We start from the raw sequence: 24390 nt of genomic DNA on the forward strand, positions 1-24390 counted from the left end.
GTTGAGCCCTCCGAAAGCTGGTATCCGGTCCGTGCATGATTAGCAATTTATATAGAAGGTTGCGCTCCCGCCTGAGCGCGCTGTACGGCCTATCGATCTATGGCGCCCTGTTGCTGGTGGTGTTCGGCGGCCTGGTCATCCCGGCCATGATCGGCAGCTATCTGCTGATCGGCGTGCACGAGCAGCAGTCGGCGCGCATGGCGCTCAACGAGTCGCTGCAGCGCAACGCCGACATCCTCGCGCTGGGGATGCAGGAATCGCTCTGGAACATGAACGCCGAATCGGCCCATTCGCTGGTCGAATCGGTCATGCGCGACCGTTCCGTGCTGCAGGTGCAGGTGACCGGCCAGGCCGACACCCAGTTCATGCACGTGCAGTCGCCGCGCAAGGTGATCGGCAACCTGTTCCGCGCCGAGCGCGAGATCCTGGTGCGCGGCGAGCGCATCGGGCGCATCATGGTCGAGATGGACGACGCCCGCAGCCAGCAGGAGCTGCGCGAGAAGCAGCTGTCCTATGTGTTCGTGCTGGCCGCGCAGCTGACCGTGTCGCTGCTGTTGATCGTGCTGTTCCTGAACAAGCGCCTGATCAACCCGCTGCGCAAGCTGATGCGTTTTTCCGACCGCCTGTCGCACGGCGACTTCGAGACCCGGCTGGAGCCCACCGGCAGCGACGAGCTGGGCCGCCTGTCCGGCCAGCTGGAGCAGATGCGGGTGGCGATCAAGCACCTGTTCGAGGACATCGGCCAGCGCGAGGAGCGCTTCCGCACCATCGTCACGCAGGTGCCGGGCGCGGTGTTCCGCTTCCGCCCGGACGGCCCGATCGACTTCGTCAGCGACGCCATCGAGGAGATCTCCGGCTATCCGGCGGCGCAGTTCATGCGCGGCACCACCCACGCCTGGGCCAACCTGATCTGGCCGGACGACCGCCCGCTGCAGCGCCAGGCGGTGGCCCAGGCCATCGTCGACGGCAAGCCCTACGAGATCGAGTACCGCATCATCGACGCCCACGGCACCGAGCGCTGGGTGGCCGAGAACGGCCAGCCGCAGGTGCCCGAGGACGGCGTCAGCCAGCCCTGGGTGGACGGCATCATCTCCGACATCAGCCAGCGCAAGCACAACGAGATGCGCATCGAGGCGCTGCTGGCCGAGCAGGGCGCCATCCTGGACAACGTGATGTTCGGCGTGATGTTCGTGCGCAACCGCGGCATCGTCTCGGTCAACCGCCGCTGCGAGGAGCTGTTCGGCTACGAGCCGGGCGCCATGGTGGGCGAGTCCACCTCCATCGTGTTCCCCACCGAGACCGAGTTCCAGGTGGCCGGCGCGCGCCAGTACCCGACCCTCGCCGCCGGCGAGTACTTCAGCGAGGAGCGCCACTACCGGCGCCGCGACGGCACGCTGTTCTGGTGCCTGGTGTCCGGCTGCGCCATCGACCAGAACCGCGCCAACGAGGGCAGCATCTGGGTCTACGCTGACATCACCGCCCGCAAGGAGGCCGAGGAGAAGCTGCGCCTGTCGGCCACGGTGCTCGAGCACATCGCCGACGGCGTGATGGTGTTCGACGCGCACGGCACCATCGTCGCCGTCAATCCCGCCTTCACCCAGATCACCGGCTACACCGAGCCGGAGGCGGTGGGCCAGGACCGCACGCTGACGCGCTCCGGCCGCCACGACGACGCCTTCTACGAGTCGCTGTGGTCCGAGCTGGAGGCGTCCGGCTTCTGGCGCGGCGAGATCTGGAACCTGCGCAAGAACGGCGAGCTGTATCTGGAGTGGCTGACCATCAGCGCGGTGCGCGACACCAACGGCGCCACCACCCACTACGTGGGCGTGTTCAGCGACATCACGCTGGTCAAGGAGGCGCAGGAGAAGCTGGACCACCTGGCCCACCACGACCCGCTGACGGCGCTGCCGAACCGCCTGCTGTTCCACGACCGCCTGCACCACGCGCTGCAGCGCGCCACGCGCGAGCACGAGCAGCTGGCGCTGCTGTTCATCGACCTGGACCGCTTCAAGAACGTCAACGACACGCTGGGCCACCACATCGGCGACGAGCTGCTGAAACAGGTGGCGCGCGCGCTGCAGGACAAGCTGCGCGAGGGCGACACGCTGGCGCGCCTGGGCGGCGACGAGTTCATCGTGCTGCTGGAGAACGTGGACGGCCAGTACGGCGCCAGCCTGGTGGCCGAGAAGCTGGTGGCCATGTTCGAGCAGCCCTTCATGGTGGCCGGGCACGAGCTGTTCGTCACCTGCAGCGTGGGCATCAGCCTGTTCCCGGCCGACGCCCAGGACTTGAACATGTTGATCCGGAACGCCGACGTGGCCATGTACCAGGCCAAGGCGCGCGGCCGCAACGGCTACCGCTTCTACGCGCCGTCGATGACGGGCGAGGGCGTCGAGCGCCTGCGCCTGGAAACCTTCCTGCGCCGCTCGCTGGAGAAGGAGGAGATGTTCCTGAACTTCCAGCCGCAGGTGGAGATCGACACCGGCCGCCTGATCGGCGTCGAGGCGCTGGTGCGCTGGAACCATCCGGAACTGGGGCTGGTGCCGCCGATCCGCTTCATCCCGCTGGCCGAGGACACCGGCTTCATCAACCAGCTGGGGCAGTGGGTGCTGTCCGAGGCCTGCCGCCAGATGGTGCGCTGGCAGGACGCCGGGCTGCACGTGCCGAAGATGGCGGTCAACCTGTCGGCCAAACAGTTCGACCGCGGCAGCATCGTCAGCATGGTGGCCGACATCCTGCGCGAGACGGGGCTCGAGCCGCAGCGCCTGCAGCTGGAGGTGACCGAGTCCGTCATCATGAACACCGGCGACGCGCTGGCCTTCATCAACGACCTGCACTCGATCGGCGTGGGACTGGCGATCGACGACTTCGGCACCGGCTACTCGTCGCTGGCCTACCTGAAGCAGATGCCGGTGCAGACCCTGAAGATCGACCGTTCCTTCATCAAGGACATTTCCACCGACGCCAACGACGAGGCCATCGCCATCGCCATCATCCAGCTTGGCAAGAGCATGAATCTGTCGGTGATCGCGGAAGGGGTGGAGACCGAGGAGCAGGCCGCGTTCCTGCTGCGCCACGGCTGCAACCTGGCGCAGGGCTATTTCTACAGCAAACCGGTGATGCCGGCCGACCTGTTGGAACACTGGATGCCGATGCTGAAGCTGTCGTAACGCCGGGCCGCTCCACTGTTGACGCCGATTCGGGGTCAGACCCCAAGCGGCGTGAACAGTGGAGCCGCATCGGGGTTAGGCGCTCGTGTTCAGCAGGGCGCGCAGATTGCAGTCGCGCTGCCACTGGCGCCGCTCCTCGGAGCTGTTGGCCTGCCGCGCCAGTTCCTCCTCGCCCAGCTCCGCCTGCGCCAGCAGCAGCCGGTGCGCCACCAGCGGATCGGGCAGCATGGTGCCGAAGAAGGACACGTGCTCGTGCCGCTGTATCAGCAGGGTGGGGAAGTTCTCCACGTCGAGATCGCCGACGATGTCGGCATGGTCCTCGATATCGACCCACAGGAAGTATTTGTCGGGATGGCGCGCCGCCAGCTCCTCGAAGGTGGCGCGGTAGGTCGCGCAGGTGCCGCACCACGCCGCGCACAGGCAGGCGACGATCCAGCGGTCCTGCGCCAGGGCGGCCGTCACTTCGGCGCGGTTGTCGGAATGTAGGGTGGTGCTGTGCATGGCAGGTATTGTACCGCGCCGCCGCCGGGGCCGCCGCCGCCGGCCTCGCCGCCGCCGCCGGGGCCGCCGCCGCCGGGGCTGGGTTGAATGCCCATGGCGGGTTAAAATACGGCCTATGCCTACCATACTTGCAATTGAAACATCCTCCGAAATGGCCTCCTGCGCGCTGCTGCGCGGCGACCGCGTCGTCGCCCGCTCGTCCAACGGCGTGCGCACGCATTCCGCGTCGGTGCTGCCCATGATCCAGGAACTGCTGGCCGAAGCCGGCATCGCCCTGGCCGATTGCGACGCCATCGCCTACGGCTCCGGCCCCGGCTCGTTCACCGGCGTGCGCACCGCCTGCGGCATCGCCCAGGGACTGGGCTACGGCGCCAACCTGCCGCTGGTGCCCGTGGTGACGCTGGACGCGATGGCGCTGGCCTGCCACCAGCGCCACGGCGCCGCCGACATCCTGGCGGTGCTGGACGCGCGCATGGGCGAGGTGTACTGGGCGCAGTACCGCTACGAGGACGGCCTGCGGGCCGTGCTGCCGGCGGCGCTGACGGCGCCGGCGGGCGTGGCCCCCCAGGGAGCGGTGACAGCCTGCGGCAACGGCTTCGCGGCGTACGCCGAGGCCTTCGCCGGCCAGCCTTTCGCGGCCGGTGCGCACGCCGACGTGATGCCGCACGCGGAGCAGATCGCGCAACTGGCGCGCATCGCGTTCGCGGCCGGCGTCTCGGTGAAGGCCGCCGACGCCCAGCCGCTCTACCTGCGCAACAAGATCGCCTACACCAGCGCCGAGCGCGGCGTCATGAACCGGGCGGCCGCGGCGGCGAAGGCGGCGGCATGAAGCCAGTGTGGGACCTGGCGCGGCTGAACTACGAGCCGATGCAGCCGCGCGACGTGGACGAGGTGCTGGCGCTGGAGCAGAGCGTCTATCCGTATCCGTGGAGCCGGGCCAATTTCGTCGACTCGCTGGCCAGCGGTTACCAGGCCTGGGTGCTGCGCGACCACGACATGAAACTGCTGGGCTATTTCCTCGTCATGCAGGTGGTGGACGAGGCGCACCTGCTGAACGTGGCGGTGTCCGCCGAGCGGCAGGGGCAGGGCCTGGGACGCTTCCTGCTGAACCAGTCGGTGGCCTGCTCGCGCGGGCTGGGGCTGGAAGCCATGCTGCTCGAGGTGCGTCCCTCCAACACGCGCGCGCTGGAGATCTATCAGCGCTACGGCTTCAAGCAGATCGGCCGCCGCAAGGCCTACTACCCGGCCGCGAACCAGCAACGTGAGGACGCCATCGTGATGCGTATCGCCCTATGAGCCGCAGCGCCGTATTCCTGGACGAGATGGGCATCGGCCCGCAATGGCGCTTGCGGAACGCCGCGCCGGCCATGTTCGACGAGGATGCCGAGGCGGACGGGTTGGACGCCGACGCCATCGTGTACGCGGGCGAAGCGGCCGGTGCGCCAGCCGCCGAGGCGGTAGCCGCCGCGCCGAAGGCCGCGGCGACCGCCCCCGCCGCGCTTGCAAACGAGCTTGCACCCGTCGCCGCGTCGCCTGCGAGGACGCCATCCGCCGGCCAGCCGCCGGCCGCCGCGAACGCTGACGAGGATTCGACTGCCTGGTTCGACGAGGCGCCCGCCGTCCCGCCGCCCGCCGCCGGTGCGCGCCCACAGGCGGCCGCCCAGGCGCCAGGCGCCCCTCAACGCCCGCCGGCCGGCATGTCGGCGCCCGCGGCGCCGGCCCAGCAACGCGCGGCCGCCCAGCCACCCGCCGCGCGTCCGCCCGCCGCCCACCCGGCCGCCGACGGCATTGGCGACGAATCGACCGCCTGGTTCGACGACGTGCCCGCCGGCATGGTCCCTGTGGCTCGCGCCGCACCGCCGGCGCCGTTCGACGACAACGCCGTGCGCGGCCCCGTGTCTGCCGAAGCCATCGCCAACATGGACTGGTCCGCCCTGCGGGCCGCCGTGCAAACCTGCACCCGCTGCGAGCTGTGCGAAACCCGCAAGGCCGCCGTCCCCGGACGCGGCGACGCGCACGCGCAATGGCTGGTGCTGGCCACCGCCCCGAACGAGGAGGACGAATCGCAGCAGCGTCCCGTCAGCGCCGAACCCGGCCAGCTGCTGGACAACATGCTGAAGGCCATCTCCCTCGCGCCCGAGGAGGACGCCTACGTCACCACGCTGGTGAAATGCCGCCCGCCGGCCGACCGCCCGCCCAATCCGGACGAGCTGTCCTCCTGCCGCCCCTATCTGCAACGCGAACTGGAACTGGCCGGCACCCGCGCCATCCTCACACTGGGCCACACCGCCGGCAAGGGCCTGCTGGGCGCCGCCGCGCGCGGCAAGGTGCTGCGCCACGACGGCATTCCCACCGTCGCCACCTACCACCCGGCCGACCTGCTGCGCAAGCCGGAAGACAAGGCTCGGGCGTGGGCCGACCTGTGCCTGGCGAAGGCCGCCCATGCCGGACGCGCTTGACAGCGGGTACACCTTCCAGGCGCGCTTCGAGCGCCATTGGAGCCATCTGACGCGCCCCCATGTGCGCGCCCTGGCCTGGCTGCTGGAGGCGCCGGACCTGCTGGACCCGGTCTCGCCGCACTGGCACGGCCGCGTCGCCACCCTCGGCCCGGTGTCGGATGCGACCCGCGCCTGGCTGGCGGCGCTGGAGCGCGATCCCGCGCCGCTGGACGCCGCCCTGGGCGGCCGCGTCTATTCCCGTCTCGGCCTGTACGCGGAAAAGCTGATGGCCTTCTATTTCGATCAGCACGGCATGCTGGCCGCCCACGGCCTGCAGGTGCGCGCCAACCGCAACGACACCGTCGGCGAGTTCGACTTTCTGCTGCGCGAAGGCGGCCTGCTGCTGCACTACGAGTTCGCCACCAAGTTCTACCTGCTGGACAACCTGGCCGACGCCGCCGGCTTCAATCATCTGGTCGGCCCCAACCTGGCCGACACGCTGGGCCTCAAGATACGCAAGACCTTCGCCCGCCAGCTGGAACTGGCCAACCATCCCGCCGCCCAGGCTGTCCTGCCTGGGCCGGTGGACAAGGCGCAGGCGCTGGTCAAGGGCTGGCTGTTTCATCCGCCCGGCGAGGCGCGCGCGCTGGACGGCATCTCGGCCGATCATTGCCGGGGCTACTGGACCACGCTGGGTGAATTCGCCGCCGCGCACGCCGACGCCACCGCCGGGAACGCCGCCGGCCCGCGCTATGTGGTGATGCCGCGCCTGCAATGGCTGGCGCCGCTGAAAGTGCGCCTGGCCGCGCCAGGGGACGCGCCAGCGTTGCCCGGCACCATACTGCCCGTCGAGCGGGCCGCCGCGCTGGACGCGGAAACGCTGGCGCTGGCCGTGCTGGCGCGGTTCGAACTGGAGGCGTCGCCGGTGATGGCGGCGACGGTCAGGGAGGAGGGCGGCTGGCTGATTGAAACGGGGCGCGGCTTCATCACCCCGGACGACTGGCGCGAACGCGCCGCCGCGCGCCGCGCGAAGGGCGCGCTGCCGCTTTAGTTCAGTGTTTGGCTTCGCCGATCAGCGACATCGAATCCTGCTGGCGCTGGTTGGCCGCGTGCAGGCGCATGATAAAGAACATCACCCCCGCCATGAACAGGCCGAACAGGATGATGATGGCGTCCAGTCCCAGGTGCAGCCGTATCATCAGCGAATACATCGCCAGCATGACCAGGATGGACAGGTTCTCGTTGAAGTTCTGCACCGCGATCGAATGGCCGGCGCTCATCAGCACGTGGCCGCGGTGCTGCAGCAGCGCGTTCATCGGCACCACGAAGTAGCCCGCGATCGCGCCGATCACCACCAGCAGCGGGTAGGCGACATAGCTGGAATGCACCAGCGTCATGCCCATCACGATCATGCCCATGAGGATGCCCAGCGGAATCACGCTCAGCGACTTGCGCAGCGTGACGTAGCGGGCCGACAGCACCGCGCCGATGGCCATGCCGATGGCCACCATGCCCACCAGGCTGGTGGCCTGGTCATAGCGCATGTTCAGCGCCTTCTGCGCCCACTCCAGCACGATCAGCTGCAAGGTGGCGCCCGCGCCCCAGAACAGCGTGGTCACGGCCAGCGAGATCTGGCCCAGCTTGTCGCGCCACAGCAGCGTGAAGCAGTTGGAGAAGTCGGCGATCAGCTTGATCGGATTGCGTTCCTGGTGCGGATAGACGCAGCCGGTGTCCGGGATGCGCAGGTTGAAGACGGCGGCCAGCACATAGGTCGCGCCCAGCACGCACAGGGCCGCCTCGGTGGTGGTGTCGATGCCGGTCTCGACCATCGGCACGTCGATGCCGAGCAGGAAGCTGGAGAACTTGCCGGTGACCAGCGCGCCGCCCAGCACCGTGCCCAGGATGATGGAGGTGACGGTCAGGCCCTCGATCCAGCCGTTGGCGGCCACCAGCTTTTCAGCCGGCAACAGCTCGGTCAGGATGCCGTATTTGGCGGGCGAATACACGGCCGCGCCGAAGCCGACGATGGCGTAGGCCAGCAGTGGATGCACATGGAAGAAGATCATCGCGCAGCCCAGGATCTTGATCATGTTGGCGATGAACATGACCTTGCCTTTGGGCAGGGAATCCGAGAACGCACCGACAAAAGCGGCCAACAGCACGTAAAACAGCACAAAAGACAGTTTCAGCAATGGCGTCAGCCACGCCGGGGATTTCATGGAAATCAGCAGGTCGATCGCGACGAATAGCAGCGCATTGTCAGCAAGCGACGAAAAAAACTGCGCTGCCATGATGGTATAGAAACCACGATTCATTCTGGAAGACCTGAAAACTTATCTCGGCTTGCTTTATACCATAAATGGATGAATACCAGCTAGAAACGGGGCTTATGACTCGTGTGGCCGCCGGCGCCATAAATACCCCAGGGGTATTTAATAAATAACCCTGGGGTATTTGAATTGACTGTATATAATTACAGTATTCTTGCCATGTGGCCTGCGGCGCGGGGCCGTCTTCGGCGGCGCGCCATCCGGTAGAATACGCGCTTCCCATCACCTTTCAGATATCAACATGCCACGGCCGATAGTCGCAACCATCCATATAGAATCGATCCAACACAATCTGGCCCGCGCCCGCGCTTGCGCGCCGGCGTCGAAGGTGTGGGGCGTGTTGAAGGCGAATGGCTACGGCCACGGCCTGGAGCGCGCCATGCGGGGGCTGGCCGGCGCGGACGGCCTGGCCCTGATCGAACCGGACAACGCGGTGCGCCTGCGCGAGCTGGGCTGGACCAAGCCCGTGCTGCTGCTGGAGGGCTGGTTCGATCCGGCCGACCTGGACATGATGGCGCTGCACGATGTCAACGGCGCGCTGCACTGCGCGGCGCAGCTGGAGATGCTGGAGGCGGCGAAATTGTCCCGCCCCGTCAACGTGCACCTGAAAATGAACACCGGCATGAACCGCCTCGGCTTCAAGCCCGAGGAATTCGCCGCCGTCCACGCGCGCCTGCGCGCGCTGCCGCACGTGGGCGAGATCACCCTGATGACCCACTTCGCCAACGCCGACGAGGCGGCCCATCCGCGCGTCTCCATCCGCGAACAGATCCGCCGCTTCCAGGCCGGTTCGCAGGGCCTGCCGGGTCCGCGCAGCCTGTCCAACTCGGCCGGCATCTTCCAGATGCCGGAACTGGGCGGCGAGCTGGTGAGCGACTGGATACGGCCCGGCATCATGCTGTACGGCGGCACGCCGGGTGGCAAGAGCGCGGCGGAACTGGGCCTGCGCCCGGCCATGACCCTGGAAAGCGAACTGATCTCCGTGCAGCGCATAGACGCCGGCGACTGCGTGGGCTACGGCAGCCGCTTCCAGGCCGACGGCCCGATGACCATCGGCGTGGTTGCTTGCGGCTATGCCGACGGCTACCCGCGCCACGCGCCGCAGGACACGCCGGTGCTGGTGGATGGCGTGCGCACCCGCATCGTCGGCCGCGTGTCCATGGACATGCTGACGGTGGACCTGACGCCGGTGCCCGACGCGCGCGTCGGCGGCAGGGTGGTGCTGTGGGGCGAGGGCATGCCCATCGACGAGGTGGCGGAGGCTTCCGGCACCATCGGCTACGAGTTGATGTGTGCCCTGGCCCCGCGCGTGCGGGTGCGGGAAAGTTAAAGGCGGAAAGCCAGGAAAGGCAGCAATGGCCAAGGCCAAGACCAATTACACGTGCACCGAATGCGGCGGCACCAGCAGCAAGTGGACCGGCCAGTGCGCCGCCTGCCAGCAGTGGAACACGATGGTGGAAACCATCGTCGAGACGGCCGGCGGCAACAACCGCTATTCCAATCCGCAGCACCAGGCATTGGCGCAGACCGCGCCCGTGCTGTCGCTGCAGGACATCGAGGCGCTGGACGTGCCGCGCTTCCCCACCGGCATCGAGGAGTTCGACCGCGTGCTGGGCGGCGGCCTGGTGGCGGGCGGCGTGGTGCTGATCGGCGGCGACCCCGGCATCGGCAAATCGACGTTGCTGCTGCAGGCGCTGGCCCACATGTCGCACCTCAAGAGCGTGCTGTATGTCAGCGGCGAGGAGTCCGGCGCCCAGATCGCGCTGCGCGCCAAGCGCCTGGCCATCGACGCGCGCGACCTCAAGCTGCAGGCCGAGATCCAGCTGGAAAAGGTGCTGGCCACGCTGGCCGACCTGAAGCCGCAGGTGGCGGTGATCGACTCGATCCAGACCATGTATTCGGACGCGCTCAGCTCGGCCCCCGGCTCGGTGGCCCAGGTGCGCGAATGCGCGGCCCAGCTGACCCGCTGCGCCAAGCAGACCGGCATCACCATCATCCTGGTCGGCCACGTGACGAAGGAGGGCGCGCTGGCCGGTCCTCGGGTGCTGGAGCACATCGTCGACACCGTGCTGTACTTCGAGGGTGACAACCACTCCAGCTTCCGGCTGGTGCGCGCCATCAAGAACCGCTTCGGCGCCGTCAACGAGCTGGGCGTCTTCGCGATGACGGAAAAGGGCCTGAAAGGGGTGTCCAACCCCTCCGCGCTGTTCCTGTCGCAGCACGACAACCAGGTGCCCGGCTCCTGCGTGATGGTGACGCAGGAGGGCACCCGCCCGCTGCTGGTGGAGATCCAGGCGCTGGTGGACGCCAGCCACCTGCCCAACGCGCGCCGGCTGTCGGTGGGCCTGGAGCAGAACCGCCTGGCCATGCTGCTGGCGGTGCTGCACCGCCACGCCGGCATCGCCGCCTTCGACCAGGACGTGTTCATCAACGCCGTGGGCGGCGTCAAGATCACCGAGCCGGCGGCCGACCTGGCCGTGCTGCTGGCGATCAACTCGTCGATGCGCAACAAGGCGCTGCCGGCCGGTTTCGTGGTGTTCGGCGAGGTGGGCCTGGCCGGCGAGATCCGTCCCGCGCCGCGCGGCCAGGAGCGCCTGCGCGAGGCGGCCAAGCTGGGCTTTTCGATCGCCATGATCCCCAAGGCCAACGCGCCCAAGCAGGCCATCGAGGGCATGAAGATCGTCGCGGTGGAGCGCATCGACGACGCGTTCACCAAGTTGCGCGAACTGCAGTAAACAACGGGTCGATGACGTGTCGCATGGCAACTTCGCTCCTGCAGCGAATGTGAAGGCGAAGTACAATATATGGCTGTGTAGGGCGCGCATTGCGACGCGCTCTTGCTAGATAACGCTATCAAGTTAATAGGATCAAGAGTGCTAGTAGATCAAAGGCAAACCAACCGCAAGATATTGCGCGCGCGGGCAATGGTGGTGCTCGATGGCGCCACCCCGGCGCCGGCCCGCACCATCGACATCTGTTCCACCGGTATTTCGCTGACGATGGGTCACATGGTGCCCACCGGCCAGACGGGCCAGGTCTCGTTCGAGATGCTGGTCGACGGCAAACCGATGATCATCACCTCCCGCTCGAAAGTGACGTATTGCATCTTCAGCGGCGACGACGTGAAAGTCGGCTTCCAGTTCATCAATCCGGAACCCGCCGCCCTGGCCGCCATTGCGAAATTCATGCGCTGAGCGGCAAACACGTTAATATGTTCTCTATATATTAGCGAGGTGGCGCGATGGCGAATACCAGTGTGGGCAATTACGGCAATCTCGGCGCGTACGGCGCTTCCGGCGCGCAGGCCACCACCACGCCCTCCGCCTCCGTGCTGGCCAAGGTCGAGCGCACGCTGGCGGGGCAGACCGGCGGCGTCGCCCGGCTGAACGAGAGCCTGGCGCGCGACCAGACCAGGCTCTCCGGCCTGGGCCAGTTGCAAAGCGCCTTGACGGGTTTCCAGTCCATCGCCGAACGCCTGGCCGGCGCCGGGATCGGCACTTCCGCCAGTTCCTCCGCCCAGTCCGTGCTGACCGCGGCGGCGGGCGGCGGCGCCAAGCCGGGCAGTTACGCGGTGGAGGTGAAGCAGTTGGCCCAGGGCCAGGTGCTGGACAGCGACGCGCTGAAAACCGCCACCGGCAAGATCGGCACCGGCGCCACCGCCACCATCAAGGTTGAATTCGGCACCGCCGGCGCCGGCGGCTTCACGCCCGGCAAGGAGTCCGCCAAGACCATCACCATCGACGCCAGGAACAATACGCTGGACGGTATCGCGTCCGCGTTCAAGGCGGCCGGCATCGACGCCAGCGTGGTCAAGAGCGGCGACGGCTACGCCTTGCGGCTCAAGGGCGCCAGTGGCGAGGCCGGCGGCATGCGCGTCAGCGTCGGCGGCGACGCGGCCGTCAAGAACCTGCTTAGCTACAACCCGGCGGCCAAACAAAACAGCGGCCTCACGCAGTCCGTCGCCGCGCAGGACGCCGTGGCCGTCGTGGCGGGCAAGGAAGTCAAGAGCGCGGGCAACACGCTGAAGGACGCGATCGAGGGCGCGACGCTGACGTTGACGGGGACCGGCAAGGCCGATGTCGCCGTGACGCAGGACAGCGGCCAGATCGCGCAAAACGTCGCCGCCTTCGTCAACGCCTACAACGACTTGAACGGCAAGCTGGCGGCGCTGCAAAAGGGCGAGCTGAAATCGGACCAGGCGCTGGGGCAGGTGAGCCGGGAAGTGGCCGCGCTGCTGCGCACCGGCGGCGTGTCGCCGTCGGCCCTGGCCGCAGTCGGCGTCAGCGCCGACGGCGCCGGCAAGCTGCAGCTGGACGACAAGAAGCTGAAGGCCGCCGTCGCGGCCGACCCGGAGGCCGTCTCCAGGCTGTTCACCAACGACGGCAAGGGCCTGGCCGACCAGTTCGACGCGAAAATCGACGCGCTGACGGGCAAGAGCGGCGCCATCACGCGCGAAACGCAGCGGATCGGCAAGGACATCACCGCGCTCACCGCGAAGAAGGCCGAACTGGCCAAGGCGCTGACCAGCCAGGCCAACGTGCTGGTGAAGTATTACACGCAGCAGGAGCAGGCCGACGCCGGCGGCGCCTTGCCGGGCTACACCGGGCCGCGCTCGCTGTTCGATTTCATGGCCTGAGCGTGGCGGCGGCGGCCCGGCCGCTTTCCCATCCCTTGCATTCGATGGCACAATGCCGGATCATTTCGCGGTTTGCGTATCTATCTTTCACTGGATTTCACTGGAGGCGGGAATTATGGCGGGGAAGCGTTGGGGTAATCGGTTGGGACTGTTGGCTGTCGCCGTGGCGGCGGCGTTCGCGGGCCAGGCACAGGCGCAGGAAGAGAAGGTCCTCAATATCTACAACTGGTCGGATTACATCGCCGACGACACCATCAAGAACTTCGAGAAGGAAACCGGCATCAAGGTCCGCTACGACGTTTTCGACAACAACGAGATCCTCAACTCCAAGCTGGTCGCCGGCAAATCGGGCTACGACATCGTGGTGCCGACCGCGGCCTGGGCCAAGCTGCAAATCGACGGCAAGCTGCTGCGCAAGCTGGACAAGTCCAAGCTGGGCAACCTGTCCAACCTGGACCCGCAGATCCAGGCCAAGCTGGCCAAGATCGACCCGAACAACGAATATCTGGTCGACTGGCTGTGGGGCTACACCACGGTCGGCATCAACACCGCCAAGGTCAAGAAGGCGCTGGGCGACCTGCCGATGCCGGACAACGCCTGGGACCTGGTGTTCAACCCGAAATACGCGGCCAAGCTGAAGTCCTGCGGCGTGTCCTTCCTCGATTCGCCGTCCGAGGTGCTGCCGGCCGCGCTGATCTACGCCGGCAAGCCGGCCTATTCGGCCAGCGCCGCCGACTACGCAGAGGCGGGCAAGGTGCTCTCCGCGATCCGTCCCTACGTGACGTTGTTCAGCTCGTCCGGCTACATCAACGACATGGCCAACGGCGCCATCTGCGTGGCGCTGGGCTGGTCCGGCGACATCAACATCGCCCGCCAGCGCGCCATCGACGCCAAGAACGGCAACGACATCCAGGTGCTGGTGCCGAAGACCTCGGCCGCGCTGGTGTTCGACACCATGGCGATCCCGGCCGACGCGCCGCACCCGAACAACGCCCACCTGTTCATCAACTACATCATGCGGCCGCAGGTGCACGCCAGCCTGACCAACAAGGTGTTCTACGCCAACCCGAACGCGGCCGGCGTGAAATTCGTGCGCAAGGATATCGCGGAGAACAAGACGGTGTTCCTGCCGGCGGCCGACATGCAGCGCATGGCCGCGCCGGAGGCGGTGCCGGCCGACATCCGCCGGACGATCACGCGCGCCTTCACCAAGTTCAAGACGGGCATGTAGGGTAATAAAAGTAAAGGCGCCGGCGGCTGCACCTGGATGGTGGGCCGCGGGCGCCTGGCTTCGGCGAAGCTTGGTGCTATTCGTGATAGCGGTCGGTCAGCTTGTTGTGACTCCCACGGCTTTCCTGGACAATCTCGAAGGCGATCAAACCGATCATGCAGCCAAAAATACCAATGGTGAGCAGGGTAATCATGATGTCTCCACCATCTCGCGACGGCGCTCCCTAGAGTTGATACAACTAAACTTTAGCAGAAGCGTTTCGCTTTGCAAGCTGAAGCCACCGGCGGTGTTGCGCAAAGCGCGCTTATTTGGCAACCGTCACTTCACCACCATGTCGGACCCCATCACCGCCTTCAGGTAAAGGCTGTCCGGGTCGCCCGGCTCGCGCTGCGAGAACCACCACGCGCTGGCCTTGCGGATGTCCCATTCCCCGTCCTCGCCCGTCATCAGCAGCGCCGCCGCCTGGCCCAGCGTGGGCTGGTGGCCGACGATCAGCACGGTTTCCTTGGCCGCCGGCCAGTTGGCCGCCTTCAGCACGTCGACCGGATCGGCGCCGGGCGCCAGGTCGGGGTGGATCTTGTATTTGCGGCCCAGGCCCTCGGCCGTCTGCAGGGTGCGCACGGCGGGGCTGGCGAGGACGCGGCAATTGTCCGGCAGCTGGGAATCCAGCCACTGGCCCATGCGCCGCGCCTGCTTCTGGCCCTTGGCGGTGAGCGCGCGTTCCATGTCCGACTGGCCGGGGCCGGCTTCCTCCGCCTCGGCGTGACGCCACAGGATCAAGTCCATTTTCTTCCCCTTAGATTAGGCCTTCGCGTGCTGGTTTATTGGCCGCCATCCCCATCCGGCGTTCCCAAGGTGTGCATCAGGTAGTGCTGCGCGCTGAACACCGCCTGCTTGCCGCGCGGCCTGCGGCGCTGGTAGTGGCCGGTCGGTTCCAGTTCCCAGGCGTTGCTGTTGTCCTTCAAATACGGATTCAAGCCCTCGGCGATCACGCGCCGTTTCAATACGCGGTCCAGCACCGGGAACGCGACCTCGATGCGGCGGAACAGGTTGCGGCTCATCCAGTCCGCGCTGGCCAGGTACACGTCGTGCGCCAGGTCGTTGCGGAAGTAATAGATCCGGCTGTGCTCCAGGAAGCGGCCGATGATGGAGCGCACGCGGATGTTCTCCGACAGGCCCGGCACGCCGGGCTTGAGCGTGCATGCGCCGCGCACGATCACATCGATCTTCACGCCATCCTTGGACGCCGCGTACAGCGCCCGTATCACCGACTCATCCACCAACGCGTTCATTTTAGCGATAATCCGGCCGGGACGCCCCGCGCGCGCGATTTTCGCCTCGTTGCGGATCGCCTTGATGATCTCGTTTTGCAGCGCGAGCGGCGCCAGCCACAGGTGCGTCAGCTTTTGCGGCTTGGCCAGGCTGGTCAGGTGCATGAACACCTCGTTGACCTCGTTGCCGATCTCGGGGTGGCTGGTGAGCAGGCCGAAGTCCGTATACAGCTTGGTGGTGGTGGGGTGGTAGTTGCCGGTGCCGAGGTGGGCGTAGTAGCGCAGGCCGGTGTCCTCGCGCCGTATCACCAGCGCCACCTTGGCGTGCGTCTTCAGGCCCACCACGCCGTACACCACCTGGGCGCCGGCCTGTTCCAGCTTGTCGGCCCAGTTGATGTTGGCCTCCTCGTCGAAGCGCGCCATCAGCTCCACGATCACCGTGACCTCCTTGCCGCCGCGCGCCGCCACGATCAGCGACTCCATCAGGTCCGAATTCATGCCGGTGCGGTAGATGGTCTGCTTGATGGCCACCACGTGCGGGTCCAGCGCCGCCGCGCGCACGAAGTCGATCACGGTCTGGAACGACTGGTAGGGGTGGTGCAGCAGGATGTCGTGCTGGCGCAGCGTGGCGAAGATGTCGGCGTTGGCCACCTTGTAGGCCTGGCCGGGGTAGTAGGGCGGGAAGCGCAGTTCCGGGTGCTGCACATGGTTGATGATTTCCGTCAGCCGCACCATGTTGACCGGGCCGTCCACGCGGTACAGGCGGCTGTTGTCCAGGCTGAACTGGTCCAGCAGGAACTGCGACAGTTCCGGCGGGCAGTTCTTGGCCACCTCCAGCCGCACCGAGGTGCCGAACTGGCGGCCCTGCAGCTCGCCCTTGAGCGCCTGGCGCAGGTTTTTCACCTCGTCCTCGTCCACCCACAGGTCGGAGTCGCGCGTGACGCGGAACTGCGAGTAGGCCGTCACGTCGCGGCCGGCGAACAGGTCGCCGATGTGGGCGTGGATGATGGAGGAGAGCAGGCAGAAGGAGTCGCCGCCCTGGTCCGACAGCTCGCCGGGCAGGCGTATCACGCGCGGCAGCACCCGCGGCGCCTTGACGATGGCGATCGCCGTGCCGCGCCCGAACGCGTCCTTGCCGCTCAGCTGCACGATGAAGTTCAAGCTCTTGTTGACCACCTGGGGGAAGGGGTGGGCCGGGTCCAGCCCGATCGGCGTCAGCAGCGGGCGCACCTCGCGCTCGAAATAGTCCTTGACCCAGGCGCGCTGCGCGTCGTTGCGCTGGTTGTGGCGCAGCAAATGAACGCCGGCCTCCTGCAATTGCGGTAATACTTCGGCATTCAGGATGTCATATTGCTGTTTGACCAGTTCATGACATTCGTCGCAGATGCGGCGCAGGTTGGCCGTCAGGGCGGGGTGCTCGGCGGGCGCGCCGTCCACGCTGGCCGCGGCCAGCAGGCTGGCGACCCGGACCTCGAAGAACTCGTCCAGGTTGCTGCTGACGATGCACAGGTAGCGCAGTCTTTCCAGCAGCGGCACCGAGGCGTCCTCGGCCTGCGCCAGCACGCGGCGGTTGAACGCCAGTTGCGACAGTTCTCGGTCCAGGAAAATGCCATGCTTGTTCGTTTCCGCGCGTAAATCAGGCTTCATGATGTTGTCTGTCTTTATATCTTTGCAGATGGTTAATTCTAGCCCGGTTTTGTCGTTCCCGAGTGTAACTGTCGAATGTGACGACTTTGTGACATTCCCATGACAGCGTCCTTTGTGACCTTGTCATATTCGGCGCCGCCGGCGGCCCGCTTCCCTATGGGGAGGGGCGTGACATTAATTTCTGGCAATGTCATAAAGCTGTCATATTGGCTCGGTAGACTGCGCAGCATCAAACCGTTACAACCGTCACAACCCCTAAGGACATTGATATGCGTATGAAACAGTTGTTCGCCTCCCTGGTCATCGGCGCGACCGCCTCCGTGGCCTTCTCCAGCGCCTCCGCGGCCGACATGACCGGCGCCGGCGCAACGTTCCCCTACCCGATCTACGCCAAATGGGCGGAGTCGTACAAGGCGGCGACCGGCAACGGCCTGAACTACCAGTCCGTGGGTTCCGGCGCCGGCGTCAAGCAGATCAAGGCCAAGACCGTCGATTTCGGCGCCACCGACAGCCCGCTGAAAGGCGAGGAGCTGGACGCGGAAGGCCTGACCCAGTTCCCGGCCATCATGGGCGGCGTGGTGCCCGTGGTCAACCTGGACGGCGTCGCGCCAGGCGCCCTGAAACTGACCGGTTCCGTGATCGGCGACATCTTCCTGGGCAAGATCACCAAGTGGAACGCGCCCGAGATCGTGGCCTTGAACGGCGGCCTGAAGCTGCCGGCCGACGAGATCACCGTGGTGCACCGCGCCGACGGCTCCGGCACCTCCTTCCTGTGGACCGACTACCTGTCGAAAACCAACCCCGAATTCAAGACCAAGGTCGGCGCCGGCACCGCCGTGAAGTGGGTGGTGGGCGTGGGCGGCAAGGGCAACGAGGGCGTGGCCGCCAACGTGCAGCGCATCAAGGGCGCGATCGGCTACGTGGAATGGGCCTACGCCAAGAAGAACAAGATCGCGCACGCCCAGCTGAAGAACAAGGACGGCCAGTTCGTGCAGCCGGACGACGACAACTTCAAGGCCGCCGCCGCCAACGCGGAATGGACCAAGACCCCGGGCTTCGGCGTGGTGCTGACCGACCAGGCCGGTAAAACCTCCTGGCCGATCACCGGCGTGTCCTTCATCCTGATGCACAAGACCCAGGCCGACGCCGCCAAGGGCAAGGAAGTGGTCAAGTTCTTCGACTGGGCCTTCAAGAACGGTGGCGCCGCCGCCGCCGAGCTGGACTACGTGCCGCTGCCGGCCAGCGTCGTCAAGCTGGTGCAGGAATCGTGGAAAGCCAACCTGAAGGACGCTTCGGGCAAGGCCGTCTACTAATCGCTCTCCCTCTCGGCCCCGGCCGAGAGGGTTAGCCGGGCACGCTGTGGCGGAACCTCCGCGGCGGCCTTCCCGGCTAGCCCTACATCGAGAACAAGACTACCATGAGCGCTGATATCACCTCCCCGCCGATCGCCCTGTCGGAGCCTTCCATGTCCGAAGTGTCGCATACCGCCATGCTCAGCACGATGCGCAAGCAGCGCATCCAGGATTTCATCTTCCACAAGGTCACCATGGCGTTCGCGCTGTCGGTGCTGCTGGTGCTGGTGGGCATCATCATCTCGCTGGTGCTGGGCGCCGCGCCCGCCTTCCAGGCGTTCGGCCCGGCCTTCATCACCACCGTCGAATGGGACCCGGTCAACGACCAGTACGGCGCGCTGATCGCCATCGTCGGCACCCTGGCCACCTCCGGCATCGCGCTGCTGATCGCCTTTCCGGTCAGCTTCGGCATCGCCCTGTTCCTGACCGAGATCTGCCCGGTCTGGCTGAAGCGTCCGCTCGGCACCGCCGTCGAACTGCTGGCCGGCGTGCCCTCCATCATCTACGGCATGTGGGGCCTGTTCGTGTTCGCGCCGCTGTTCGCCGACCACGTGCAGCCGCTGCTCAAGGCCACGCTGGGCCAGCTGCCCGTCATCGGCGCCGTCTTCAGCGGCCCCACCATGGGCATCGGCATCCTGACCGCCGCCCTGATCCTGGCCGTCATGATCATCCCCTTCATCTCCTCGGTGATGCGCGATGTGTTCGAGATCGTGCCGGCCGTGCTGAAGGAATCGGCCTACGGCCTGGGCTGCACCCGCTGGGAGGTGGTGCGCAAGATCGTGCTGCCCTACACCAAGAACGGCGTGGTGGGCGGCGTCATGCTGGGCCTGGGCCGCGCGCTGGGCGAAACCATGGCCGTGACCTTCGTGATCGGCAACGCCAACAAGCTGTCGTGGTCGCTGTTCGCCGCCGGCAACAGCATCGCCTCCACCCTGGCCAACGAGTTCGCCGAGGCCGAATCGACGCTGCACGTGTCGTCGCTGTACGCGCTGGCGCTGATCCTGTTCGCCATCACCCTGATCGTTTTGTCCGCCGCCAAGCTGATGCTGGCCGGCATGTCCCGCAAGGAAGGCGTGAAATGAGTACCCCCGCTATGACTCCCGCAATGAATCCCGTCTACCGCAAGCGCCTGTTCGTGCACCGCGTCGGCATCGCGCTGTCCGTCGCCGCCATGTCGGTCGGCCTCATCGTGCTGCTGTGGATCCTGGCCACGCTGTTGATCAACGGCTTCTCCGCGCTGACCTGGGACATGTTCAGCAAGACCACCCCGGCCCCCGGCAGCGAGGGCGGCGGCCTGATGAACGCCATCGCCGGCAGCCTGATGATGGTGGGCCTGGCCACGCTGATCTCGACGCCGATCGGCATCCTGGCCGGCATCTACCTGGCCGAGTACGGCGAGGAGAACAAGGTGGCCCAGGTGACCCGCTTCGTCACCGACATCATGCTGTCGGCGCCGTCCATCGTGATCGGCCTGTTCGTCTACGCGCTGTACGTGGCCCACGTGAAGCACTTCTCGGGCTACGCCGGCTCGATCGCGCTGTCGCTGATCGCCGTGCCGGTGGTGGTGCGTACCACCGACAACATGCTGCGCCTGGTGCCCAACAGCCTGCTGGAGGCCGCGTTCGCGCTGGGCGCGCCGCGCTGGAAGGTGGCCATGATGGTGCGCCTGCGCGCCGTCAAGGCCGGCGTCGTCACCGGCGTGCTGCTGGCCGTGGCCCGCATCTCCGGCGAGACCGCGCCGCTGCTGTTCACCGCCCTGAACAACCAGTTCTTCAGCGCCGACATGAACCAGCCGCTGGCCAACCTGCCGGTGGTGATCTACCAGTTCGCGATGAGCCCCTACGACAACTGGCGCTCGCTGGCCTGGGGCGGCGCGCTGCTGGTCACCTTCAGCGTGCTGGGCCTGAACATCCTGTCGCGCACCCTGTTCTCCCAGAAGGCCCCGACCTGACATGAACATGCACACCAACACCGCTCAACTGAACAACGAGAACCCCGCCATGACCGCCAAGCGCAAGACCATCGAGATCTCCGGCCTGAACTTCTTCTACGGCAAAACGCAAAGCCTGCAGAACGTCAACCTGGACATCCACGAAAAGCAGGTCACGGCCTTCATCGGGCCCTCGGGCTGCGGCAAGTCGACCTTGCTGCGCACGCTGAACCGCATGTACGACCTGTACCCCGGCCAGCGCGCCGAGGGTTCCATCATGTACCGCGGCCGCAACATCCTCGAGCCGGGCCAGGACGTCAACATGCTGCGCGCCAAGGTGGGCATGGTGTTCCAAAAACCCACGCCGTTCCCGATGTCGATCTACGATAATATTGCTTTCGGTGTACGTTTGTACGAGGACCTGTCGAAGGGCGAGATGGACGAGCGCGTGGAGTGGGCGCTGAAGAAGGCCGCGCTGTGGGGCGAGGTCAAGGACAAGCTGGGCAAGAGCGGCCTGTCGCTGTCCGGCGGCCAGCAGCAGCGCCTGTGCATCGCGCGCGGCGTGGCGGTGAAGCCGGACGTGCTGCTGCTCGACGAGCCGACCTCGGCGCTGGACCCGATCTCGACGGCCAAGGTGGAGGAGCTGATCAGCGAGCTGAAGCAGGATTACACGATCGCCATCGTCACCCACAACATGCAGCAGGCGGCGCGCTGCTCGGACTACACCGCCTATATGTACCTGGGCGAGCTGGTGGAGTTCGGCGAAACCGACCAGATCTTCATGAATCCGGCCCGCAAGGAAACGCAGGACTACATCACCGGCCGCTTCGGCTGAGCCACGGTCTAGAAAAGAGAGAACACTATGATGGGCGAACATTCATCCAAGAAGTACGACGAGGAACTGGAAGCGATCCGCTCCAAGGTCCTGCTGATGGGCGGCATCGTCGAGACGCAGTTCCTGGACGCCATGACCTGCTTCCGCATCGGCAACCTGGAGCGCGCCGAGCGCGTGATGCGCGAGGACGACACCGTCAACCAGCTGGAGGTGTCGCTGGACGACGCCTGCAGCCACTTGATCGTGCGCCGCCAGCCCACCGCCAACGACCTGCGCACCGTGATGGCCACCATCAAGGTGATCACCGACCTGGAGCGCATCGGCGACGAGGCCACCAAGATCGCGCGCACGGCGAAAAGCCTGCACAGCCGCGGCCAGGCCAGCATCAACCACTACGAGATGGTGCGCGGCATCGCCAACTCCACCAGCGACATGCTGCACGACGCGCTGGACGCCTTCGCCCGCAACGACGGCGCCCAGGCGCTGCAGCTGATCGCCCAGGACGCGGTGATCGACCACGAGTTCCGCTCCATCATGCGCAACCTGATCACCTTCATGATGGAGGACCCGCGCACCATCTCGGCCGCGCTGGACACGCTGTGGGTGGCCAAGGCAATCGAGCGCATCGGCGACCACGCGAAGAACATCGCCGAGTACGTCATCTACGTGGTGGAGGGCAGGGACATCCGCCACACCAAGCTGGTGCCGCAACTGCAGGACGACACCCCCGAATAAAGCGACTTTGAAGCAACAATGGCATCCGATAAAACGACTGTACTGATAGTGGAGGACGAACCCGCGATTGTGGAGCTGGTGACGTTCTCCTTGCGCGACGCCGGCTGGAACGTGTGCGCGGTTTCGAGCGTGGGCGAGGCCTGGGAGTTCATCACCAAGCGCACGCCCCAGCTGCTGCTGCTGGACTGGATGCTGCCCGACCAGACCGGGTTGCGCCTGCTGTCGCGCATCCGCTCCGACCGCCAGTTCCAGGAAATCCCCATCATCATGCTGACCGCGAAGAGCATGGAGGAGGACAAGCTGGCCGGCCTGAACAGCGGCGCCGACGACTACATCACCAAGCCGTTCTCGCCGCGCGAGCTGCTGGCGCGCGCCAAGGCGCTGTTGCGCCGCAAGAGCCCGGAGCACGCGCAGGCCGCCATGAACGTGGGCGGCGTGACCTTGGACCCGGTCAGCTGCACCGTGTCGATGAACGAGCAGAAGATCGACATCGGCCACGCCGAATACAAGCTGCTGAAGTTCTTCATGGCCCATCCCGAGCGCGTGTTCTCGCGCAGCCAGCTGCTGGACAAGGTGTGGGGCGACCACGTGGTGATCGAGGAGCGCACCGTGGACGTGCACGTGCTGCGCCTGCGCAAGGCGCTGAAGGAGGCCGAACACCTGATCAAGACGGTGCGCAGCGTCGGCTACATGCTGTCCGAAAAGTCCTAAGTCATGAATCCCAAACTGTTGTTCTGGGTGCCGGTGGCGCTGCGCCTGGCGCTGGTGCTGGCCGGCGTGGGCGTGCTGTGGTGGCTGTTCGGCGTGGTGCCGGCGCTGGCCGTGGCCTTCCTGATCATGCTGTCGGTGGCCTTCGTGCAACTGAAATACCTGTCGCAGCTGAGCGGCTGGCTGGACGACCCGCAAAGCGGCCGCTTGCCGGACGGCTGGGGCGAGTGGACCGCCGTGTTCTCGCGCCTGTACCGCATGCGCCGCGACGACGAGAAGAACCAGGCCGAGCTGACCGAGTGGCTGGCGCGCTTCCGCCAGGCCATGCACCTGCTGCCGGACGGCGTCGTCATCATGGACGACGTGCTGTTCCTGGAGTGGTGCAACCCGGCCGCCGAGGCCCACCTGGGCCTGCGCCAGGACCGCGACAAGGGCATGCGGGTGACCAATCTGATCCGCAGCCCCGAGTTCATGGATTACATCATCCTGGGCCGCTACGACCAGCCGCTGACCTTGAGTTTCCGCGAGCGCAAGCTGATCGTCCACATCATCCCGTTCGAGAACCGGCGCCAGATCCTGGTCACGCACGACGTGACGGAGACCGAGCGCACCGAGATGATGCGGCGCGACTTCATCGCCAACGCCTCGCACGAGCTGCGCACGCCGCTGACGGTGATCGTCGGCTTCCTGGAGATCGCCGCCTCCGAGGACCTGGATTACGCCACCCGCATGGCGCACCTGAAGCTGATGACGGAGCAGGGCCACCGCATGCAGCACCTGATCGAGGACATGCTGACCCTGTCGCGCCTGGAATCGGTCGACCATCCGATGCGGCCGGAGCCCATCGACGTGCGCACCCTGATGGAGCGGGTGCTGCGCGACGCGCGCGCGCTGTCGGCCGGCAAGCACCAGATCACGCTGGAGGTGGACGGCCCGGACATCCGCGGCAGCGCCGACGAGTTGCACAGCGCCTTCGGCAACCTGGCCTCGAACGCGGTGCGCTACACGCCGACGGGCGGCAACATCCGGCTGTCATGGGGCGCGTCGGCCAAGGGCGGCGCGAAGTTCGTGGTGGAGGACACCGGCATCGGCATCGACCCCGAGCACATCTCGCGCCTGACCGAGCGCTTCTACCGCGTCGACAAGAGCCGCTCGCGCGAAACCCAGGGCACGGGGCTGGGGCTGGCCATCGTCAAGCACGTGTTGCTGCGGCACGGCGGCAGCCTGTCCATCAAGTCCGAGGCGGGCAAGGGCAGCAGCTTCACGGTCTGCCTGCCGGCCGGGGGCTAGCCCGGATATTTCATCAGTGAGTCTCTGCCCTGGCGAGATTCGGTGCAGAGGTGGCGAGGGTGCCCAGGTCGGCTGTTTTCGACGAGATTGAGGGGGAAATGGCAGCGCAAGACGCAATTTCCCCTACCCCCATTGTTTATAGCGTGCCGGGGACAGCACTTGTCATGCGCTATGGGGCCATTGCGCGAGCGGCGCTGATGAAGACGTGCTTGAGGGGATGCTGCGAGGCAAGCAGCACGCGCACGCGGCGGGTGTTGCGCACGATGGCCGCGCCGATTTTGAGCAGCTTGACGCGGATCGTCGCGGTGCAGGCTCG

Annotated in this window: 22 protein-coding genes; 17 read left to right on the forward strand and 5 right to left on the reverse strand. The window is 66.5% G+C overall.

Annotation, left to right across the window (positions count from 1 at the left end; translation table 11 throughout):
- Positions 1-35: 35 nt before the first annotated feature.
- Entirely contained in the window at positions 36-3170 is a 3135-nt protein-coding gene (locus tag BM436_RS33620; RefSeq protein WP_093561092.1) for an EAL domain-containing protein, read from the forward strand.
- 75 nt (positions 3171-3245) lie between these two features.
- Here BM436_RS33620 and BM436_RS33625 read toward each other — a convergent pair whose 3' ends face one another.
- A complete protein-coding gene (locus BM436_RS33625; protein WP_093561094.1) occupies positions 3246-3671 on the reverse strand; it encodes a thioredoxin family protein in 426 nt (141 codons plus the stop codon).
- 115 nt (positions 3672-3786) lie between these two features.
- On the opposite strand from BM436_RS33625, the gene tsaB reads away from it, so the two are divergent.
- The 4 genes from tsaB to BM436_RS33645 are packed head-to-tail and all read left to right on the forward strand — an operon-like array spanning position 3787 to position 7160.
- On the forward strand, positions 3787-4500 hold the full coding sequence (tsaB, locus tag BM436_RS33630) for a tRNA (adenosine(37)-N6)-threonylcarbamoyltransferase complex dimerization subunit type 1 TsaB (RefSeq protein ID WP_093561096.1): 714 nt from the start codon (positions 3787-3789) through the stop codon (positions 4498-4500).
- Positions 4497-4967 (forward strand): ribosomal protein S18-alanine N-acetyltransferase, encoded by a 471-nt coding sequence (gene rimI / locus BM436_RS33635; protein ID WP_093561098.1) that lies wholly within the window; start codon positions 4497-4499, stop codon positions 4965-4967. Before tsaB ends, rimI begins: the two co-directional genes overlap by 4 nt.
- Positions 4964-6130, forward strand: a complete 1167-nt coding sequence (locus BM436_RS38610; protein WP_307667000.1) for a uracil-DNA glycosylase — start codon at positions 4964-4966, stop codon at positions 6128-6130. Before rimI ends, BM436_RS38610 begins: the two co-directional genes overlap by 4 nt.
- Entirely contained in the window at positions 6114-7160 is a 1047-nt protein-coding gene (locus BM436_RS33645) for a DUF1853 family protein (RefSeq protein WP_093561100.1), read from the forward strand. Before BM436_RS38610 ends, BM436_RS33645 begins: the two co-directional genes overlap by 17 nt.
- Before the next feature lies 1 nt (position 7161).
- Here BM436_RS33645 and lplT read toward each other — a convergent pair whose 3' ends face one another.
- Positions 7162-8424, reverse strand: coding sequence for a lysophospholipid transporter LplT (lplT, locus tag BM436_RS33650; protein ID WP_093561102.1), 1263 nt, complete (start codon positions 8422-8424; stop codon positions 7162-7164).
- Between the two features lie 256 nt (positions 8425-8680).
- Here lplT and alr point away from each other — a divergent pair, with 256 nt between their 5' ends.
- The 5 genes from alr to BM436_RS33675 all read left to right on the forward strand — a co-directional run bounded on the left by alr (position 8681) and on the right by BM436_RS33675 (position 14306).
- Entirely contained in the window at positions 8681-9769 is a 1089-nt protein-coding gene (gene alr / locus BM436_RS33655; protein ID WP_093561104.1) for an alanine racemase, read from the forward strand.
- A gap of 25 nt (positions 9770-9794) precedes the next feature.
- Positions 9795-11174, forward strand: a complete 1380-nt coding sequence (gene radA, locus BM436_RS33660; protein WP_093561106.1) for a DNA repair protein RadA — start codon at positions 9795-9797, stop codon at positions 11172-11174.
- Positions 11175-11312: 138 nt separating this feature from the next.
- Positions 11313-11633, forward strand: coding sequence for a PilZ domain-containing protein (locus BM436_RS33665; RefSeq protein ID WP_093561108.1), 321 nt, complete (start codon positions 11313-11315; stop codon positions 11631-11633).
- Between the two features lie 47 nt (positions 11634-11680).
- On the forward strand, positions 11681-13075 hold the full coding sequence (gene fliD / locus BM436_RS33670; RefSeq protein WP_093561110.1) for a flagellar filament capping protein FliD: 1395 nt from the start codon (positions 11681-11683) through the stop codon (positions 13073-13075).
- Between the two features lie 115 nt (positions 13076-13190).
- On the forward strand, positions 13191-14306 hold the full coding sequence (locus BM436_RS33675) for a polyamine ABC transporter substrate-binding protein (protein WP_093561112.1): 1116 nt from the start codon (positions 13191-13193) through the stop codon (positions 14304-14306).
- A gap of 318 nt (positions 14307-14624) precedes the next feature.
- Here BM436_RS33675 and sixA read toward each other — a convergent pair whose 3' ends face one another.
- Both sixA and ppk1 read right to left on the reverse strand, forming a co-directional pair.
- Entirely contained in the window at positions 14625-15092 is a 468-nt protein-coding gene (gene sixA, locus BM436_RS33680; RefSeq protein ID WP_093561114.1) for a phosphohistidine phosphatase SixA, read from the reverse strand.
- A 35-nt stretch (positions 15093-15127) separates the two neighbouring features.
- On the reverse strand, positions 15128-17224 hold the full coding sequence (ppk1, locus tag BM436_RS33685) for a polyphosphate kinase 1 (protein WP_093561116.1): 2097 nt from the start codon (positions 17222-17224) through the stop codon (positions 15128-15130).
- Between the two features lie 269 nt (positions 17225-17493).
- On the opposite strand from ppk1, the gene pstS reads away from it, so the two are divergent.
- The 7 genes from pstS (at position 17494) to phoR (ending at position 24074) form a co-directional block, all read left to right on the forward strand.
- Entirely contained in the window at positions 17494-18537 is a 1044-nt protein-coding gene (gene pstS / locus BM436_RS33690; protein ID WP_093561118.1) for a phosphate ABC transporter substrate-binding protein PstS, read from the forward strand.
- Between the two features lie 152 nt (positions 18538-18689).
- Positions 18690-19658: a phosphate ABC transporter permease subunit PstC gene (gene pstC / locus BM436_RS33695; protein WP_229490990.1), complete on the forward strand. Its 969-nt coding sequence runs from the start codon at positions 18690-18692 to the stop codon at positions 19656-19658.
- Positions 19655-20527, forward strand: coding sequence for a phosphate ABC transporter permease PstA (gene pstA, locus BM436_RS33700; RefSeq protein ID WP_093561121.1), 873 nt, complete (start codon positions 19655-19657; stop codon positions 20525-20527). The genes pstC and pstA overlap by 4 nt, the downstream gene beginning before the upstream one ends.
- A 1-nt stretch (position 20528) precedes the next feature.
- Entirely contained in the window at positions 20529-21341 is an 813-nt protein-coding gene (gene pstB, locus BM436_RS33705; RefSeq protein ID WP_371859707.1) for a phosphate ABC transporter ATP-binding protein PstB, read from the forward strand.
- A 27-nt stretch (positions 21342-21368) separates the two neighbouring features.
- Positions 21369-22076 (forward strand): phosphate signaling complex protein PhoU, encoded by a 708-nt coding sequence (phoU, locus tag BM436_RS33710; protein WP_093561123.1) that lies wholly within the window; start codon positions 21369-21371, stop codon positions 22074-22076.
- Positions 22077-22094: 18 nt separating this feature from the next.
- The gene (gene phoB / locus BM436_RS33715) at positions 22095-22787 is read left to right on the forward strand and encodes a phosphate regulon transcriptional regulator PhoB (RefSeq protein WP_093561125.1); all 693 of its coding nucleotides are present in this window, start codon (positions 22095-22097) and stop codon (positions 22785-22787) included.
- A gap of 3 nt (positions 22788-22790) precedes the next feature.
- Positions 22791-24074, forward strand: a complete 1284-nt coding sequence (phoR, locus tag BM436_RS33720; protein WP_093561127.1) for a phosphate regulon sensor histidine kinase PhoR — start codon at positions 22791-22793, stop codon at positions 24072-24074.
- Between the two features lie 169 nt (positions 24075-24243).
- Here the strand turns inward: phoR and BM436_RS36685 are convergent.
- Positions 24244-24390: transposase (locus BM436_RS36685; protein WP_177307743.1), on the reverse strand; the 147-nt coding region annotated here is incomplete at its 5' end.

It is taken from the genome of Pseudoduganella namucuonensis (genome assembly GCF_900116645.1).
In the GTDB taxonomy this organism is placed as follows: Bacteria; Pseudomonadota; Gammaproteobacteria; order Burkholderiales; family Burkholderiaceae_D; genus Rugamonas; species Rugamonas namucuonensis.

What these genes read in the sequence shown, in the direction of transcription:
- BM436_RS33620 (WP_093561092.1), top strand. Translation starts at nt 36, where the DNA reads ATGATTAGCAATTTATATAGAAGGTTGCGCTCCCGCCTGAGCGCGCTG.
- BM436_RS33625 (WP_093561094.1), bottom strand. Translation starts at nt 3,671, where the DNA reads ATGCACAGCACCACCCTACATTCCGACAACCGCGCCGAAGTGACGGCC.
- tsaB (WP_093561096.1), top strand. Translation starts at nt 3,787, where the DNA reads ATGCCTACCATACTTGCAATTGAAACATCCTCCGAAATGGCCTCCTGC.
- rimI (WP_093561098.1), top strand. Translation starts at nt 4,497, where the DNA reads ATGAAGCCAGTGTGGGACCTGGCGCGGCTGAACTACGAGCCGATGCAG.
- BM436_RS38610 (WP_307667000.1), top strand. Translation starts at nt 4,964, where the DNA reads ATGAGCCGCAGCGCCGTATTCCTGGACGAGATGGGCATCGGCCCGCAA.
- BM436_RS33645 (WP_093561100.1), top strand. Translation starts at nt 6,114, where the DNA reads ATGCCGGACGCGCTTGACAGCGGGTACACCTTCCAGGCGCGCTTCGAG.
- lplT (WP_093561102.1), bottom strand. Translation starts at nt 8,424, where the DNA reads ATGAATCGTGGTTTCTATACCATCATGGCAGCGCAGTTTTTTTCGTCG.
- alr (WP_093561104.1), top strand. Translation starts at nt 8,681, where the DNA reads ATGCCACGGCCGATAGTCGCAACCATCCATATAGAATCGATCCAACAC.
- radA (WP_093561106.1), top strand. Translation starts at nt 9,795, where the DNA reads ATGGCCAAGGCCAAGACCAATTACACGTGCACCGAATGCGGCGGCACC.
- fliD (WP_093561110.1), top strand. Translation starts at nt 11,681, where the DNA reads ATGGCGAATACCAGTGTGGGCAATTACGGCAATCTCGGCGCGTACGGC.
- BM436_RS33675 (WP_093561112.1), top strand. Translation starts at nt 13,191, where the DNA reads ATGGCGGGGAAGCGTTGGGGTAATCGGTTGGGACTGTTGGCTGTCGCC.
- sixA (WP_093561114.1), bottom strand. Translation starts at nt 15,092, where the DNA reads ATGGACTTGATCCTGTGGCGTCACGCCGAGGCGGAGGAAGCCGGCCCC.
- ppk1 (WP_093561116.1), bottom strand. Translation starts at nt 17,224, where the DNA reads ATGAAGCCTGATTTACGCGCGGAAACGAACAAGCATGGCATTTTCCTG.
- pstS (WP_093561118.1), top strand. Translation starts at nt 17,494, where the DNA reads ATGCGTATGAAACAGTTGTTCGCCTCCCTGGTCATCGGCGCGACCGCC.
- pstC (WP_229490990.1), top strand. Translation starts at nt 18,690, where the DNA reads ATGTCCGAAGTGTCGCATACCGCCATGCTCAGCACGATGCGCAAGCAG.
- pstA (WP_093561121.1), top strand. Translation starts at nt 19,655, where the DNA reads ATGAGTACCCCCGCTATGACTCCCGCAATGAATCCCGTCTACCGCAAG.
- pstB (WP_371859707.1), top strand. Translation starts at nt 20,529, where the DNA reads ATGAACATGCACACCAACACCGCTCAACTGAACAACGAGAACCCCGCC.
- phoU (WP_093561123.1), top strand. Translation starts at nt 21,369, where the DNA reads ATGATGGGCGAACATTCATCCAAGAAGTACGACGAGGAACTGGAAGCG.
- phoB (WP_093561125.1), top strand. Translation starts at nt 22,095, where the DNA reads ATGGCATCCGATAAAACGACTGTACTGATAGTGGAGGACGAACCCGCG.
- phoR (WP_093561127.1), top strand. Translation starts at nt 22,791, where the DNA reads ATGAATCCCAAACTGTTGTTCTGGGTGCCGGTGGCGCTGCGCCTGGCG.